This is a genomic window from [Clostridium] aminophilum DSM 10710 (genome assembly GCF_000711825.1).
Lineage (GTDB): Bacteria > Bacillota > Clostridia > Lachnospirales > Lachnospiraceae > Clostridium_R > Clostridium_R aminophilum.
Genome location: NZ_JONJ01000001.1, coordinates 309,151 through 326,055, shown reverse-complemented (window position 1 = coordinate 326,055; position 16,905 = coordinate 309,151). Strand labels below are relative to the sequence as shown.

Here is a 16,905-nt window from a genome sequence, read left to right as displayed (position 1 = left end):
AATGTCGGAGCATTTGCCGAAGGTTCTTTCGGACCGGAGAAGCTTCGCCGTCCGGGCGGTTCCCGTTATCCGGAAAGAAGTGGTAAATGCTCGGATGCAGACCGGAGATCTCTCTGCATCTCACTTTCTGAAGACAATTATAAAAATGACCCGTCCAAAAAACGTCTATTCTGTAGCAAAACGAAAAATAAACATAAGACTATCAAAAAGACTGAAAATAATGATGAGAATATCGAAATAGTGGATAGAAGATAAACAATTCCTAAACTGTCCCCGAATAATTTGACAGGGAAGGTGTGGCAAACTATAATGGGAATTGTGCATTATATCCAAGAAAAAAGCTGATATTGGCGGTTTTGCGGGCATAATACACTTGCGGTCATAGGACGGTATGGGGGTACCGGAGTATGATCGCAAAAATCGTCAAATAGGATGATTGAGGAATAGAAAACAAGGGTAAAACGTCAAAAACGTCGGATGACTCGAATGAGGAACCTGAAAAACGTCAAAGACGCAGCCCGGACAAATATGGGGAACCCCATATTCAGGAAGGAAATACGGAACATTGAAAGAAATCTCTGTAAGATTATGCGGTAATCCGGAAATCGTCTGCGACGGGAAGCAGGTGACATTTCCCTACCGGAAGGCGGAAGGCTTCTTTTACTATCTCTGCGTCCGGAAATCCGTGACAAGGGAGGAAGTAATCAGCCTTCTCTGGGGGGATGAGGATGAGACAAACGGAAAAAAGAAGCTTCGCGATGCGGTTTATCAGGTAAAACGGGCGATCGATCCGGAGATTCTGATCACGGCCGGACATACCGGCATTTCGCTGAACCCGGAATTTACGATCCGGACGGATCTGGATTCGGATTCACGGGGAAAAGGCGAAGATCTGTTTTTGAATCATTTCTTTATTAAAAACTGTTATGAGTTTGAGTCCTGGGTGGATTCGATGCGGGAGACGCTTTCGTCGAAGGTTTCCGACAGCGCGCGGAAAGGGCTGAAAGATGCGGCAGCGGAGCATGATACGGCAAAGATGCAGAAATACAGCGACATTCTGATCAAGAATGATCCGTATGATGAGAATCTGTACTATGAACTCATGAACATCTATGCGGCCAACGGAAGCTACAATATGGCCATCCGCATTTACTATGACCTTGTCAGGATGCTGAAAAAGGACATGGAGGCGGAACCGTCCCAGAAAACACAGGATCTCTTTCATCGCATATTTAATATGAAAGAACACGTCGCAAGCGGGACCGGCCGTGTGACGGCGGAGTTTTTCGGAAGAGAGCGGGAACTCTTTGAGATCAGCGGCATGATGGACTCGGATGACGGGAACCGGATGAACGTCGCGGTCATCGAAGGCGAGGAAGGCGTCGGAAAATCGACATTTCTGGAGTACTGCCGGAAGATGGCGGAAGGAAAGCGGATGCTGCCGCTGTCGGCGCTCTGCTACCGGCAGGGAGCGGACTTCTTCCTCAGTCCGTGGAACGACATCATGCAGGAGATCAGCCAGCAGATGGATAAGACGGACCGGGGAGACGGCGAAAAATATGATATTCTCCGGGAAATGGAGCTGAACGGGGAGAGCAGCGGAAAACTCCAGTATGCGGTCGCGGAAAAGAAAGTGCTGGAACTGTTCCGGAAGATCTCGGAGGATCAGCAGATTTTCCTGACATTCGATGAGATCCAGTGGATGGATGAGGCGAGCTATCGGCTTCTTGTCCGGCTGGTCTGCGCAGTCAGTCCGGACCGTCTGAAGGTGATCTGCACGTACGACGGAAACTACGAATCGGAGGTCATGCAGCAGCTGGAGGAACTCGTCCGGCAGGACCGCGTCCGCTTCATGACACTGGAACGTTTCACGGAGGCGGAGACGGAACGGATCATCCGGAATGCACTGCCGTCGCTGGCAGATGAGCCGGAAAAACGGCAGGAGATCTGGAAGCTGACGGAGGGAAACGCATTTTTCCTGACGGAGATGATTGATATCATCAGCCGGAAAGGCTTCACGCTGGAAAAGACGCCGAAGATCAATGTCGTTATCAAATCGCGTCTCTCGAGCATTACGGAGGACGAGAGGGAAGTTTTGGGCTGCATGTCCGTCTTCCCGGAAAAGATCCGGATCGACGAGCTCGAGCTTTTGCTGGCCGGACGGGACCGTCTCAGCATTATCCGGATTCTGGACCACCTGCAGCGAGAACATCTGATTTCCGAGATGCTGGTCGGCTGGAACGTCTACTATAAATTTGTGCACCGGATCATCAAAGACTACATTTATGAACATCAGAGTGCGGGTAAGACACAGGCCTATCACCGGATTCTCGCCGGATACTATGTGAAACAGCGGGGAGAAAGCTTTGCAATGATGCCGATCATCGCGTACCACTACCGGATGTGTCATGATGAGGTCAAGGCTTACGAGTATCAGATCCGGTATCTCCAGGAATTCTATACGGTGGTAAACGAGAATTTCCCGATTGTCCAGAACGAGGCGTCGGAGATGGGCGACACCATCGGAAGCATGGCGGAAGCGGAGAAAATGCTGAAACTGGCGGAAAATGTCATCCGGCTCCCACTGGATACGCCGGAGGTAAACCGGATCCGGATGAAGATGAATTATATTCTGGGAAGACATGATATTGCGCTGGGCGAATATGATTCCGGAATCGCGAACATCGAGGCGTGCACCATGCTTGCAAACCGGATCGGAGACCGCGGCATGGTTCTGGCGTGCCACAAGCAGCAGATCTTCCATGGGATCCAGATCGGCGACATTGACAAGGCGGAACAGTTTGTGGCGAAGGGCCTGTCAATGATCGGACAAGAAGAAACGGACGAATATGCGACGTTTCTGCGGCTTCAGGGCTGGACGAGACTGATGAAGCAGGACTATTCCGTTGCGTCGGAGGTGCTCACAAAGTCCCTGAATATCTTTAAGACGCTGGAGAGCCGGCAGGAGCCGAAGAACCGCGGACGTTACAGCGCGAGCATTGCGGCCTGCTACAACTATCTCGGCGAGATCTGCCGGGAGCAGGGAAACTACTATGACGCGCTCCGCTATTATAATGAAGCGGTTCAGATGGGACAGGGACCGGTCAAGACCAATGGTCTGGCGCAGGTTTATTCCGGTATCGGTCAGGTGAAGTACGATCAGGGAAAATACACGGAGGGATACATTTATCTGGACCGTGCAAGAGAAGACCTGGAGCACAACGGATACCGCTGGGGACTGGAACGGACCGAAGCCTATCTTGCAATGACGTGCATCCGGCTCGGAAAAACGGATGAAGCGAGAATTCATTATGAGAAGGGCCGTCAGATCGCGGCAAAGATCCGGAATCCGCTGACGGCGGAGATCCTCGCGGAAGTCGAGAAACATCTGAATGCGGCCGGATAACGGCCGGGACGGCAAGACCGGATATCATACAGAATCAGAAACACAATACATGATCCGGTCTGCGCAAGAAACGTCAGACGGATCATAGAGGACAGGGCGTCGGAAACGGTACCCTGTCCTCGTTTTTTTTGAGCGGCTAACCTGCCAAAGCCCACGCCCCCGGTGAGACCCTGATAACTGCCGTGAAACGATCGAAATTCGCGAAGCGTGTTTCGACTCGCTGGGAAAATGGGAGCTACGGTGCGTTCGAAGGGCATTTGGCGGTGGATTTGACACTTGATTATAGAGACAATAAGTCTAAGCTATGTTAGTTTTGCACGTTGTTTTTGTTGTGTACATTAACGTGATAACATGCTAAAATATCCATGTTTAACACTTTAACATGACAACGTGATAATGCAGTGCGAAACTGAATTGAAAATAATAAAAATAAAACAAAATTATCAGACGCAGATGTACTTCTTGGACGTTTTTTTGACGAAAATAAGGTATAATGACTACAGTTGGAATCACAAAGAAACCACAGACCGAAAGAAATTTGACTGCCGATGCAGACAAACGTCCGGAGATCATCAGTTTGAGCCTGCAAAGGGGGCGGCGGTCGAAGTTACGGAATGCGGTTTGAAAACCTGTAAGAATATTAAAGGAGAAAATATCATGTCTAAAGTAGTTATCACAGGTCAGGACCTGACTGTTGATCAGATCGTAGATGTTTGCCGCAATCATGCAGAGGTTGTTCTTTCCGAGGAAAGCACAAAAGCAGTTCTCGCTTCCAGAAAGATCGTGGATGATCTTGTCGATGAGAAGGCGGTTGTATACGGAATCACAACCGGATTCGGAAAGTTCTCGGATGTTGTTATCAGCACCGATGAGTGCAAGCAGCTGCAGAAGAACCTGATCATCACTCACGCGGTTGGCGCAGGTGATCCGTTTGCAGAGGACATCGCAAGAGGAATCATGCTCCTTCGTATCAACAACCTGTCCAAGGGCTTCTCCGGAATCCGTCTGGAGACCCTGCAGACCATGATCGACATGTTGAATAAAGGCGTTACACCGTTCATCCCGGAGAAGGGTTCCCTCGGAGCTTCCGGTGACCTTGCGCCGCTTTCCCATATGGTACTGGTAATGATCGGCCTCGGCAAAGCTTACTACAACGGCGAGCTTATGGACGGCGGTGAGGCAATGAAGAAAGCCGGAATCACACCGGTTGAGCTTTCCGCGAAGGAAGGTCTTGCGCTGAACAATGGTACACAGGCAATGACATCCGCCGGATCTCTTGCTCTTTACGATGCTATGCAGCTCCTGAAGGTTGCCGATATCGCAGATTCTCTCTGCTTCGAGGCACAGAACGGTGTTATGGATGCTCTGGAGGACAGATGCCATGCAGTTCGCCCGCATCACGGCCAGAGAGTAACCGCAAAGAACCTCAGAAGACTGCTTGAGGGAAGTAAGAACACCACAAGACAGGGCGAGATCCGCGTTCAGGATGCTTACTCTCTCCGCTGCAGCCCGCAGATCCACGGCGCTTCCAAGGATGCCGTTGAATATGTAAAAGAGCATGTTGATATCGAGATCAACTCCGTCACCGATAACCCGATCATCTTCCAGGAAGACAGAGCAGGAATCTCCGGCGGTAACTTCCACGGTCAGCCGATGGCTCTTCCGTTCGATTTCCTGAAGATCGCTCAGGCTGAGCTGGCAAATGTTTCCGAGCGCCGTATCGAGCGTCTTGTAAACCCGGCATACTCCGGTCTTCCGGCATTCCTTACAAACCACGGCGGTGTATGCTCCGGTTTCATGATCGTTCAGTACTCCGCAGCAGCACTGGTATCCGAGAACAAGGTTCTTGCTCATCCGGCATCCGTTGACTCCATCCCGTCTTCCGCAGGCCAGGAGGATCACGTATCCATGGGTACCATCGCAGCAAGACAGGCTGGCGAGATCGGACGCAACGTAAGAAGAGTTCTGGCAATGGAGCTCATGGTTGCATGCCAGGGTATCGACCTCAGAGGAAACAAAGGACTTGGTAAGGGAACACAGGCTGCTTACGATCTGGTAAGAAAATGCGTTCCGACTCTGGACGAGGACAGACCGCTTTACGAGGACATCAACTACTGCGAGAAGATCATCGAGAACGGCGAACTCATCGCAGCAGTAGAGAAGGCAATCGGCGGCGAGCTGGAGCTGTAATTCTGTAAAGAGGGAATCGATCGAAAATGTTTTACGGGTTCCAGGCATTCCGCGGCAGCGGTCAGGACTCCGGCAAAACATGAGATATGAACAGTTCATTTTGAAAAATGCAGTTTCCGCCGGGAGACGCCGGCGGAAACTGACTGATGTACGTTGAAAAAGGGAAATATTTTACAAGGAGCTTAGTAGCAGGAAAACGTCTTTTCTTCCGATGGTGAGAAGGAGGAGAGGGCGCAGGAATCTCTTTCTGCTATTATGCGGACAAAACCGCACAATAATATTAAAGGGGGATTTACTATGAGTTCTACTGGAAACACCGAAAAAAAAGTTCGGCAGCCTAATTTCATCGAATCGCTGATTCCGATCGTTGTCATGATGGCGCTGATGATCTACGGCTTTGTAGCACAGAGCGGATATTCTGATGCTCACATGCCGCTGATCGTGTCCATCTGTGTAGCCTGCATCATCGGCTGCATCTGCGGACATTCCTTCTCAGACATGCTTGCCGGTATGCTGGATCGTCTGAACGCTTCTATGGAAGCAATTCTGATCCTCTGCACGGTAGGTATCCTGGTAGCATCCTTTATCATGTCCGGTACTATTCCGGCCCTGATCTACTATGGACTGGATCTTCTGACACCGCAGCTCTTCCTGCCGATTGGCTGCATTCTCTGCGCAATCGTAGGTCTTGCATGCGGATCTTCCTGGACATGTACCGCAACCATGGGTATCGCATTCCTCGGAATCGGAGCAGGACTTGGAATCAACCCGGCTCTGACTGCAGGAATGATCATCTCCGGCGCGTATGTCGGCGATAAGTTCTCACTGCTTTCTGATACGACAAACCTTGCAGCAGCAGTTTCCGAGACCGGCCTGTTCGATCACGTAACAGCGATGGTTTCCACCACACTGCCGACTTTCATCATTGCCCTGATCGCATATGCGTTCCTTGGCCTTAACATCGATGCTTCCGGATATGATCCGACCATCGCAAAGGGTCTTCAGGCTGCAATCGCGGAGTCCTTCAACATCAATCCGGCAGTTCTGATCCCGATCATCGTCATCATTGCTGCCTGCGTTCTGAAGATGCCGGGCCTTGTCGGCATTGCACTCTCTGTAGTATGCGGCGTTATCTTCGCAGCAGTATTCCAGGGCAAGACCGGAATCGCAGATATCTTTGATGCTCTTCACTATGGTGTAACTTTTGAGACAGGAAACGAGCTTGCAGACAAGCTTCTTTCCAGAGGCGGTATGGATCACCAGATGTGGACCATCAACCTGGTTCTCCTCGCAGTTGCTTACGGCGGCGCACTTGAGAGATGCGGCTGCGTCAACACACTGTTCGGCGGTCTGAAGCACAAACTCCACAGCGTTGGTTCCGTTGTACTTGCAACCATGGTTACTTCCCTGTTCTGTGATGCAACCATGTGCGACCAGTTCCTCGGAATCGGCGTTCCGGCTCCGCTCTACGTTGACAAGTACGATGAGCTCGGCCTTGCAAGAAACATGCTTTCCAGAACTCTGGAAGACTGCGGTACTCTGTGGGCAGTAATGTTCCCGTGGACCGGCTGCGGCGCTTACCAGATGGGTGTACTCGGAATTCATCCGTTCGTATACTTCCCGTTCGCATTTGTTAACCTTCTGAACCCGATCTATGCTGCCATCACAGCATACCTCGGCAGAAACATCTTCTGGGCAGATGGTTCTTACACCAATGTTCTCGGCAAGACAACCATGAAGACTCCGTGCGCATGCCCGGAGGAGGCTCGTCAGCTTGCCATCAAGAACCTTGAGGCACTGAGAGCAGAAGGAAAGGCTCCGGTTCCGGTAGGCGCAAAGAGCGGCACGGCTGCATAAAACAGGGATAATATCCCGGAAAAGATCATGAAGACCGCTGCGATACTTCATTTCAGCTGAAAATTTCCGTGAAAGATCTGCGGAAAATGGTATAATTGATCGTGAGATATCCGGACAGCCGGACTGAAAAGCCCGGCTGTCCTTTTTCAGTAAGAATATCTTCAGATCAGTGGAAAGGAACATTATGGACGCTATGACATTGCCAGGAGTAAAGAAAGAACTTCCGTGGGCGGGGACCACCGGCCCGGTATATCACGCGCAGGAGATCAAGCCGAGAAAGGAATCGACAAAAACGCTCTGTTGGCTGATGTGCGGCTTTCTCGTTGTCGGCGGCCTGATGACTCCGTACAGACTGATCATCCTGTTCGCGCTTCTGTATATGCTGGTTCTTCTGATGAAGAAGGATATGGTTGTGACGGAGCGCGGTGTGGAGACGTTCTATCAGATGCGGATCACGACATGGTATGAAAAACTGGAGTGGAAAGACATCGATATGGTGGTCCGGGAAGACCGCGATGATCCGAAGCTTGTGGCTCTGTATTTCCGGGAAAGAGGAAATGATGACCGTGTGAAGCGCCTCTTCTTTACGAGAGAGGATGCGCAGAGCATTATGCGGATGGCAAAGCTTCAGCCGGATCACATTGAGGTCTGCGAAGCGGACAAAAAGTCCGGACATAAGTCCGCATCAAAAGATTATTACAAGACCGGTGTCCGTGCCGGAAAAAAGAATATGAAGCTGTGATCGCGGAGTGGTTTGCGATCCGGCGATGTTGCAAGAGAGCCTGCGGAAGCAGGCTCTCTTGTTGTATCGAATGTCAGGGAAAGCGCTCCGTACTTCCGATGTCATTCAAAACGCATTGTGGGATGCGTATGCCGCAGAGGGGAAGAACAGTACGTGATTATCGACAGAATATAACAAAAGAACGGTTGAAAAAGACAACAAAATAACAGCTGATATGATAAAATAATAATAGTATAGCATTGAGTTTAAGTGTAATACGGTCAATATTCAGTGAAATTTTTGCAAATTTCAAGCTTTTGAAAAAACTTTAGCAATTATTGATCAACCGAATGAGGAGGATGCTATGGATGCGGCAAGAACCAACAACAGTCAGATTATCCGGAAGACTCTCTTGCGCATGTATCCGGGAACCCTGATTTATGCGACGATGTTAGGCTTTATGTATATGGTGGACAATATCATCGCGGGAAATGTCATGGGGCCGGAGGCGATTGCGGCGGTGGCAATTGCGCTGCCTTCCTACGGCATGTTTCTGGCATTGATGAATGCGATTGTTCATGGAACCTGTCTGCGGATTACCTGGGCAAAAGGCCGCGCCAATCAGGGGGAGTTTCAGCGCGCTTTCGCGGGAGGCCTGACTCTTGCTGCGATCTCCGGCCTGTTTTTCTCCGGCGTCATTCTGTTTTTCTCTGAAAAACTGACGCTTAGTTTCGGAGGAGCGAAATCAACCGAAGCAGTCTGCCGATACAGTCTTCTGTACCTGCGTTTCTGCGCGCCCATGGTTTTCCTTTCATCCATTTCCGGCTGCGTGCGTGAAACGATCGGCGTTCTGGGATATCAGACGGAGCGGGCGTTTCTTGGATTGTTCAATATCATCTGCAATGTCATCGTTTCGGTAATCAGCGTCCTTCTTCTTCCGACGGAGTGGAAAATGGCAGGACTCGGGATCGGCAGCAGTACGGCGGCACTTCTTGAATTCGCCGGAGGATTGGCGGTTCTGAAATACCGCAATATCGATGCGAGGCTGAAAATGCTGCTGCTTCGTCCGTCTGAAATCCTGGATACCTTAAAGAGCGGATTGCCGGCGTCGCTCGACAATATTATCGACTGTATCGCACTGGCGGCGGTCAACAACATCATTCTGACGCTGATTCCGGGAGAACCGCTGATTCTTTCCGTTGTTGCCGTTGTCAACAACATAAAAAAGATTGTTCGTCTGCCGCTGATCGGTGTGGGGTATGATGCCAGTCCGTTGTTTGGCGTTTTCTATGCGCAGCGTGATGCCTACGCGCTCCGGAAAACCGTTGCGGAATCTCTGAAAATGGGAATGATCGTCGCCGTGATCGTGTGTGCGGCATGTTTTGCCGCAACGCCGGCTTTATCCCGGATGTTCGGCATGGAAATGACCCCTGATATACAGATGGGTGCGATGTTTGTGTGCCTGTTCCAGGTGGGGTATCTGGTGCAGTTTGTGCTGACGAATTTTTATGAGTCGACGGAGCGGTTCGGATCCTCTTTGATGATGGCGTCCATTCCGGATTCCCTCATCTATCCGCTGATGCTAATGGCACTGATCCCGGCTCTCGGAAAACCGGGATTATGGCTGGCGTTCGGCAGCAATCCTTTTGTGGGACAGGTGATTATGATTCCGGTAATGATGTTGTTAAGCTGGAAAAATCCCACCGCAGCGGACCGGATCCTGCGACTGAAACCGCATATTCTCAATCGATCCTCCCATTTTGAATTTGAGATCCGTGGAACGGATGAAAACGCGGTGGGTATTTCGGGTCGGATTCAGGAGTACCTCGAGAAGAATGGACACAGCCGGAGAATGGCTTACCTTGCGGCACTCAGCTCCGAAGAGCTTTCGGTGGATATGATTGCGCATCAGAGGAATGAGGATAAGAAAGAAAAAGCAGATGAGGATGGAAATCTTTTTGACATCCGTGTGTTCAGCGACGAGGGCAGTATCGAAATTCTGATCCGGAGTCTGGGCGATCCCTATGATCCGCTGGATTATGATGCTGCCAGTAATCCGGAAAGTAAGATCGGTGTCCGGATGATCCAGAAAATTGCGGAGAAAGTCACCTATACGTATGTTTACAAAATGAATATCGTGTCAATTGTTCTGAACTGATGCGATGTAATGGGATGGCATAAAGCTGAAAGACAGCCTTGATTGCCGGAACTGCAAATAAAAAAAGCGGCTCCTCAGCAGAGCGGGAAGAAGAAAGTACAGCAGAAAGTACAGGCGGGAAATGAAGTGTAAAGAATGCGGAACAGTATTGAAGGAAGGCGCATTGTATTGCCAGGAATGCGGCGCAAAGGCGGCGTCCCCGGAGCGGTGCTGCCCGAAATGCGGGGCGGGGATCGCCGACGGCGAAAAGTTTTGTTCTGTCTGCGGTGAAAAAATCCCGGTGAAGATCGAAGCAGGGCTGCCGTTCGATGACCGAAACCGGTTCTCCGGTAACGGGATCGGTGACGGCGCCGGCAGGAAAGCCGGAGAAGGAATACAGTTCGAGTATCATCGGGAGGAAGAGAGCCACGAAAACATGAACCGTCTTGCACGGTTTTTAAAGGTCTGTGAGGTCAGTGAACAGTTTGACTGGGAACGGGCCGGAATTCAACCTGCAAAATATGAAAAGAGCTCGAAGGATACTTCTTCCGAAAACGATGACAATCCCATCAGTCTGGCCTTGCAGGTCAGCCTTCTCGGAATGGGAATCACGGTTCTGATCAGTCTGGCCGCGCTTGTGCTTCACAAGCAGCTGGCGCTGTATCTTTCCATTGTTCAGATAATTCTGCAGGTTGCTGCTGTGCTTTTGCATGAGGACGCGGGCCGGATCCGGAAGAAATGGATACCGGCGGCGCTGTTTGCCGGCGCAGTGATTCTCAGCATTCTGAATATCGGGATTCTGCTCGCTTAAAGTTTTCTTTTACGAAGGATGCAAAGGCCTTTACGGCGGGCGAGGAAACTGCGGTCGGCGAAATCACCATCCCCAGAGAAATTGACTGAGGGGGATCCAGCGGGAGCACATTGACGTCCATATCCCATACATGTGTGCTTAATTCATTTACCAGCAAGACACCCATGTCGTTGGCGACCATGGCCGCGGCGGTGTAGGAGTTTCTCGTTTCGAATGTGATGTTGGGGTGAAGATGATACTTTGAATAAATGCCGTCCAGATCCTTGTCTTTTCCGTAGGAGGACTGGATCAGCGGTGCCACTTCACACTCTTTCAGGGGAAAATATCCCAACGAATTGTAGGGGCTGTTTTTGCTGACCACTGCGACAATCGGATTCTGGTCTAACAGAAAGAATTCCCCGGAGAAGTCGTGCTGATTGCTTAAAAATCCGATGTCTGCCTTTTCTTCCTTCAGAGCGTCTACCACATGCTGACGGATACTGTCATCAATCCGGATATGAATGGAAGGATAGCGTTTGCGGAACTCACCGATCAGAGAAGGGAGCCAGGTGGCGCAGATGCTGGGGTATGCGGAGATCAGGATTTCGCCGGTTAAAAGGCCGCTGATCTCTGCACTGATCTCGTAAATCCGTTCTTCCTGCCGGACCAGACCGAGGATGGGAAGATAGAGACGTTCCCCGTTGGTGGTCAGACGTACGCCGGTGCGGCTGCGATGGAAGAGGGGCACCTGAAGTTCTTCTTCCAGCGCGGCGATCAGCTGACTGACGGCAGAGGTTGTATAATCCATTTCCAGCGCGGCACCGGAAAAGCTGCCGGTTTTTGCGGCTGCAAGAAAGGCTTTGTATCGGGCTGTATCCATCGAACTCTCCTTTTTATAACAACAAATGGAACGGCGAATGCCGTGATAACGGGTGAATCTCGCGAGGCGGGGTTCACCCGTTATTTTATACCATAGGAGAGCGCTTTGCACTTCCTATGGCGCAAAATATCACTCCGCAGGTGTGCAGGCCGCTGAGCGCACATGCCGCTGACCGCACAGGCCGCTGAGCGCGCATGCCGTTGACCGCACAGGCCGCTGAGCGCGCATGCCGTTGACCGCACAGGCCGCTGAGCGCGCATGCCGTTGACCGGAAAATGTCGCCTCACGGTGCCCGGCGTCGAGCATGGTTTGCGAGCGCACACTCGGGAAGGCGGGGATGGGATGGAGGGCCGAAGTCCTCTTGCGGACGTCACTATGTTAAGCAATACTTAACGTCAATATAAGAACGTTGCGAATTACTTTCATAAGAGACTGTGGTATTTTGGGATCAAGGAGGACAAGCATATGTCAATCGTACAGTTGGATTTTGCGGAACCGTTCTTTCATGTGGAGTATCTGGAGAATGAGTCCCATTGCCGGATCGACCAGAAAAGTATGGTGATCAATCTGGCAGAGAGAGAAAAAAACAACATTCTTCTGCCGGGAGGAAGAAAGATTGTCCCACTGAAGGCGGCGATACTGCAGGACGTGGAGATCACCAATTTGCATAAGGCACTGGTGGTTCGGGATTTTGAACACTGCGATCTCACATCCGCAGAAACCGTAGAGGCCATCAAAAAGCAGTGGAAGACATTGTATGAAATGTCCGGGATTGAACGGCACAAAGGTCTGCCCTATTACAAATCACCGAAATTCTGTACGGGAGAGGGACGGGATCATATCGAGATCAACTTCTGCTATGTCAGTAAAGGTGGCGTTCCATCCGGACCGCACAGGGATCATGACAGAGACTTTGATGAAGTACATGCCCAGATTCTTGGGACCGGAATGATGCGTATTTATGATTACGATGACCGGGAACATGTGCATCAGGAACTGCCGATGACGGCGGGGATCGTCCATGACAGGATGTACGACAAAAAAGGAAAATATCCCTGGCATGAGTATATGAGCGTAACCCCGGGAATCTACTGTCCGATCGAACTGGATCGCAAATAGAACGCGAACGCGGAGCACAGGAAAACACAGCTGAGAAGAAAGCAGATCAAAAGCAGCGAACGAAGAAACAACAAAGAATCATAAAGAAAAAGCAGCAAAAGAAAAAAGCAGCAAAAGAAAAAGCAGCAAAAGATAAAGCAGCAAAAGATAAAGCAGTAAAAGAAAAGCTGCAAAGGAAGAAGTTTCAGGTAAGAAGCAAAGATAAAGCAGTAAAGAAAAAGCAATAAAGAAAACATCAGAGAAGAATCAGCAAAGGAGAGAATTATGAGTCAGAAACCGGTTACCATTGCAACAATCGGATACGGATACGGAGCATTTTTACATGCCAATGGATATAAGAATGCCGGAGGAATTCCCATTCGCCTGAAAACGGTCTGTGGTGTCGATCCGGCAGCGGCAGAGGAATTCCGGAAAGAGTACGGTTATGAGCGGATCTGCAGTGATTATGCGGATGTGATTGCGGATCCGGAGATCGATCTGATCGATCTGGCGGTGCCGCCCCGTCTTCACATTCCTTTCGCGATCCGGGCTTTAAAAGCGGGAAAGAACATCATTGTGGAGAAGCCGGTCACCGGTTTCTTCGGGGATGGAAGCGATAACATCGGAAGAACCATTTCCAAAAAAGAAATGTGGGAGGAAATGGACGGCCAGCTGGGCGAGCTGAAAAAGGCGATCGACGAGAGCGACGCGAAATTCTTCTACGCGGAAGATTTTGTATATGCGACTCCGGTTCAGAAAGCTGCGGAGATCTTGCGGGCGAAGAACAGCAAGATCATGTTCATGAACGGAATTGAATCCATCATCGGATCCACCAGCGCAGCTGCCGGGGAGTGGAAGAACTTCGGCGGCGGTACCATGATGAGAAACGGAATCCACATCCTTTCGACGATGCTGTATTTAAAGCAGGTGGAGGCGAAGGCCCGGGGAGAAAAGATCCGCGTCAAGAGTGTGATGGCGGAAATGGGACAGATCAGTAAGGTTCCGTTAAAAGAAGGGGAAAAGCAGTATGCTCAGGCACATCCCAACGACGTGGAAGACTGCGCAAACGTGATCCTGACATTTTCCGACGGCTCCATGTGCAATGTCATCGGCACGGATGCCGTAATCGGAGGATCGGCAAACCAGGTGACCATCTCCTGCAATGATCTGAAATTCGAGATGAATCTGACCCAGAACGATCTCCTGAAAACCTACTGCAGCGATGACAAGGGTCTGGATCACGTCTACTGGGGAGAGCTTACCCCGCCGAAGACCGGATGGAACAACGTATTTGTCAGCGATGAAGTCATCCGCGGATATACCGGGGAAATGAAGTCGTTCCTCGAAAGCATCGTGTATGGAAAGGATACGGAAACTTCGTTTGAACTGGCTTATGACATCATCCGCGTCATCTATGCCGCATTCCGCTCTTCCGAAGAGGGAAGAAGAATCGAACTGGAGGAAATGAAATGAGTATGAAATTCAGCGTCTGCGCGGTGGACCGCCCGCTTCCCGTGCAGACACCATTTCCGCTTCGCGGCAACAGCTATGAGGAATGTGCCATTGTAGCGGAACAGCTTGGATTTGACGGCATTGAACTGCAGATTCAGGATCCATCTTTCTACCAGGCGAAGGAGCTTCGAAAGACACTGGATGATCACGGGATTCACTGCTCCGCTGTGACCACCGGTCTTGCATATCTCTACGAAGGCATGAGCATGGTACATCCGGATAAAAAAATACGGCAGGCCACCGTGGAACGGCTGTGGCGGCAGCTGGATCTGGCAAAAGAACTGGATTCCCAGATTCTGATCGGATATCTCCGCGGAAGAAAAGCGGAAGGACAGAGCGATGAGGAATACGAGGACATTTTGACCGACAGTGTGTCCCGCGTTCTGGAATATGCGGAGAACATTCAGGCGCCCATGGTCATGGAACAGATTAACCGGAACGACGGGGACGTGTTCTGCAGTACGGAAAGGACGATGACTTTTCTGGAAAAGTTTCATTCCGACTGGCTTCTGTATAACGGGGATACCTACCATATGATTCTGGAGGACCCGGATGTTCCGGCCGCGATCCGGCGATCATTGAGCAAACTGGTGCTGTTTCATGTTTCGGACATCGAGAGAAGACTGCCGGATGACCGGCACTTCGATTTCCATGAAGCGGCAAAGACGCTGAAAGATGCGGGATATGACAAATGGGTCAGCATCGAGGCAAGACCCTGTCCCACCAGCTTTCAGTGTTCCAGAGAGGGTATTGCGTATTTGAGAAAGGTATTCCGGTAAAAGCATTCCGGTGCAGGAAACGGAGAAAAGCAGGTTATGATAGAAAAAATGTCATTTGGAGAACCGTTTTTTGAGGTTCATCATATCTGGAAGGAAGAGGAATTCCGGGTGAACGGAACCGGGATTCTGGTAAATGTGAGCGAAAATCAGCCGGTCTGCGTGGAAGGAGAATATTCCATTGCTCCTTTCCGCGCGCTGAAAGTGAGGGATGCGTGCATATCCGTGCCGGGAAATGCCATCCTGATTCTGGGAGCTGATACAATAGATCCGGATGATCTGAAAACACTGGACAGCATCCGGAGCATATGGAAGTCCAACTGGGAACTGACGCATGACGAGAAACAGCGGGGCGTACCGTTCTATAAATCCCCGAAGGCGGTCATGGACAATGTGCGCGCCAATTTTGTGCTGGTGGCGGAACCGGGATTTTCATCCGGAATTCACCGGGAACATGAAGTGCCGCTGAGAGAACTGCATGTGCAGATTGCCGGCGCCGGGGCGATGGATCTGCTCCGTGAGAATGATCCGGAAACGGTGTACGCAACCCTTCCGATGATCAGCGGGGGTGTCCATGACACCATGTGGGATAAGAACGGGACTTATCCGTGGCACCGGTATCGCAGCATTACACGGTCTGTGTTTCTTGTGATCGAGGTGCGGTAACCGCGGTCAGTCGTCCGCGGTCGTCACCGTATAGACTTTTTCCTCTTCGAGTGTGATCGGCCCGCCGATCCGGCCGGCGCAGACATGACCGTACTCTTTTTCCACTTCCGCGAGGAGACTTCCGCCCGGCTGGCGGAGCTCCAGCCGGTAGAGACCGCTTTTCAGATTGCGGGCCAGCCAGATGACGGACGCGAGTGTTCCGCTGCCGCAGCTGCTCTCCCATACGCGGGTACCGGTGGAGCGGACCCAGACATAAGGCGTCATGGAGTGCTGGACATCATCCAGAAAAATGGCGCCCCCTGCAGCGGCATTGGTCCGGTCACGGATCGTGTCGATGACCGCGTCCGCGAGCTGCGGGGTGCACTGGCGCTTGTAGAGGATTGCGTGGCTGATGCCGTCTAGCACAACAAAGGGTAGATTCAGGATGTTTTTGCTTCTCGGGTCGCCCGGATTATAATCGGGATTCCGGACTGCCAGACGGGCGATCCGGAGCGGAAGGGGCATGGCGCACCATGCGCCGTCTTTGTCAATCCGCACATTCAGCAGATCTGTACTGCCGGAAACCTCGGCCGAAACCATATCGCCTGGTTTCCGGCCGTTTTTTATTGCATAGAAATATCCGATGCTTCGCGTCGCATTTCCGCAGAATTCACCGCCGCTCATCTCCAGCCGGACTTCGCCGCCGTGGGACGGTTTTGTCTGAAAACCCGCCTGCTCAGCCTTCAGTTCCGGGAGCTTTAACAGCGCAGCGCCGATGGGAGCATAGTACTTTGGGGAGACCGGATCGGTTACGATCGCGGTGCGGTTTCCGGCCGGGTCGGCCATGGTGACGTGAAGCTGGAATTCCATTGTGGACACCTTCCTTTCGGATG

General features: G+C 51.2%; 12 protein-coding genes. 10 read left to right on the top strand and 2 right to left on the bottom strand.

The window, feature by feature from the left end:
* Positions 1 to 565 precede the first annotated feature (565 nt).
* The 6 genes from BR86_RS0101430 to BR86_RS0101405 all read left to right on the top strand — a co-directional run bounded on the left by BR86_RS0101430 (position 566) and on the right by BR86_RS0101405 (position 11,122).
* Entirely contained in the window at positions 566 to 3,406 is a 2,841-nt protein-coding gene (locus BR86_RS0101430; RefSeq protein WP_031471235.1) for an ATP-binding protein, read from the top strand.
* A gap of 657 nt (positions 3,407 to 4,063) precedes the next feature.
* Complete coding sequence (hutH, locus tag BR86_RS0101425) at positions 4,064 to 5,596, top strand: histidine ammonia-lyase (protein WP_031471234.1); 1,533 nt, start codon at positions 4,064 to 4,066, stop codon at positions 5,594 to 5,596.
* Between the two features lie 297 nt (positions 5,597 to 5,893).
* Positions 5,894 to 7,453, top strand: coding sequence for a Na+/H+ antiporter NhaC (nhaC, locus tag BR86_RS0101420; RefSeq protein ID WP_031471233.1), 1,560 nt, complete (start codon positions 5,894 to 5,896; stop codon positions 7,451 to 7,453).
* Between the two features lie 193 nt (positions 7,454 to 7,646).
* A complete protein-coding gene (locus tag BR86_RS0101415; protein ID WP_031471232.1) occupies positions 7,647 to 8,195 on the top strand; it encodes a hypothetical protein in 549 nt (182 codons plus the stop codon).
* Positions 8,196 to 8,538: 343 nt separating this feature from the next.
* Positions 8,539 to 10,332, top strand: a complete 1,794-nt coding sequence (locus BR86_RS0101410) for an MATE family efflux transporter (RefSeq protein ID WP_031471231.1) — start codon at positions 8,539 to 8,541, stop codon at positions 10,330 to 10,332.
* Between the two features lie 121 nt (positions 10,333 to 10,453).
* On the top strand, positions 10,454 to 11,122 hold the full coding sequence (locus BR86_RS0101405) for a zinc ribbon domain-containing protein (RefSeq protein ID WP_031471230.1): 669 nt from the start codon (positions 10,454 to 10,456) through the stop codon (positions 11,120 to 11,122).
* On the opposite strand, the gene BR86_RS0101400 is transcribed toward BR86_RS0101405, so the two are convergent.
* Complete coding sequence (locus BR86_RS0101400) at positions 11,088 to 11,981, bottom strand: LysR family transcriptional regulator (protein WP_038287423.1); 894 nt, start codon at positions 11,979 to 11,981, stop codon at positions 11,088 to 11,090. The genes BR86_RS0101405 and BR86_RS0101400 overlap by 35 nt on opposite strands.
* Positions 11,982 to 12,446: 465 nt before the next feature.
* Between BR86_RS0101400 and BR86_RS14945 the strand changes: the two genes are divergently transcribed.
* From BR86_RS14945 to BR86_RS14940, 4 genes are all read left to right on the top strand, one after another.
* A complete protein-coding gene (locus tag BR86_RS14945; RefSeq protein WP_031471228.1) occupies positions 12,447 to 13,100 on the top strand; it encodes a hypothetical protein in 654 nt (217 codons plus the stop codon).
* Between the two features lie 264 nt (positions 13,101 to 13,364).
* Positions 13,365 to 14,552 (top strand): Gfo/Idh/MocA family protein, encoded by a 1,188-nt coding sequence (locus tag BR86_RS0101390; RefSeq protein WP_031471227.1) that lies wholly within the window; start codon positions 13,365 to 13,367, stop codon positions 14,550 to 14,552.
* Positions 14,549 to 15,370, top strand: coding sequence for a sugar phosphate isomerase/epimerase family protein (locus tag BR86_RS0101385; RefSeq protein ID WP_031471226.1), 822 nt, complete (start codon positions 14,549 to 14,551; stop codon positions 15,368 to 15,370). Before BR86_RS0101390 ends, BR86_RS0101385 begins: the two co-directional genes overlap by 4 nt.
* A gap of 36 nt (positions 15,371 to 15,406) precedes the next feature.
* Entirely contained in the window at positions 15,407 to 16,033 is a 627-nt protein-coding gene (locus BR86_RS14940) for a hypothetical protein (protein WP_031471225.1), read from the top strand.
* 6 nt (positions 16,034 to 16,039) lie between these two features.
* On the opposite strand, the gene BR86_RS0101375 is transcribed toward BR86_RS14940, so the two are convergent.
* Positions 16,040 to 16,882 (bottom strand): histidine racemase CntK family protein, encoded by an 843-nt coding sequence (locus BR86_RS0101375; protein WP_031471224.1) that lies wholly within the window; start codon positions 16,880 to 16,882, stop codon positions 16,040 to 16,042.
* Positions 16,883 to 16,905 lie beyond the last annotated feature (23 nt).

Bases quoted from the DNA above. Each gene is read 5' to 3' on its own strand.
- hutH (WP_031471234.1), top strand. From the start codon at position 4,064: ATGTCTAAAGTAGTTATCACAGGTCAGGACCTGACTGTTGATCAGATC.
- nhaC (WP_031471233.1), top strand. From the start codon at position 5,894: ATGAGTTCTACTGGAAACACCGAAAAAAAAGTTCGGCAGCCTAATTTC.
- BR86_RS0101415 (WP_031471232.1), top strand. From the start codon at position 7,647: ATGACATTGCCAGGAGTAAAGAAAGAACTTCCGTGGGCGGGGACCACC.
- BR86_RS0101410 (WP_031471231.1), top strand. From the start codon at position 8,539: ATGGATGCGGCAAGAACCAACAACAGTCAGATTATCCGGAAGACTCTC.
- BR86_RS0101405 (WP_031471230.1), top strand. From the start codon at position 10,454: ATGAAGTGTAAAGAATGCGGAACAGTATTGAAGGAAGGCGCATTGTAT.
- BR86_RS0101400 (WP_038287423.1), bottom strand. From the start codon at position 11,981: ATGGATACAGCCCGATACAAAGCCTTTCTTGCAGCCGCAAAAACCGGC.
- BR86_RS14945 (WP_031471228.1), top strand. From the start codon at position 12,447: ATGTCAATCGTACAGTTGGATTTTGCGGAACCGTTCTTTCATGTGGAG.
- BR86_RS0101390 (WP_031471227.1), top strand. From the start codon at position 13,365: ATGAGTCAGAAACCGGTTACCATTGCAACAATCGGATACGGATACGGA.
- BR86_RS0101385 (WP_031471226.1), top strand. From the start codon at position 14,549: ATGAGTATGAAATTCAGCGTCTGCGCGGTGGACCGCCCGCTTCCCGTG.
- BR86_RS14940 (WP_031471225.1), top strand. From the start codon at position 15,407: ATGATAGAAAAAATGTCATTTGGAGAACCGTTTTTTGAGGTTCATCAT.
- BR86_RS0101375 (WP_031471224.1), bottom strand. From the start codon at position 16,882: ATGGAATTCCAGCTTCACGTCACCATGGCCGACCCGGCCGGAAACCGC.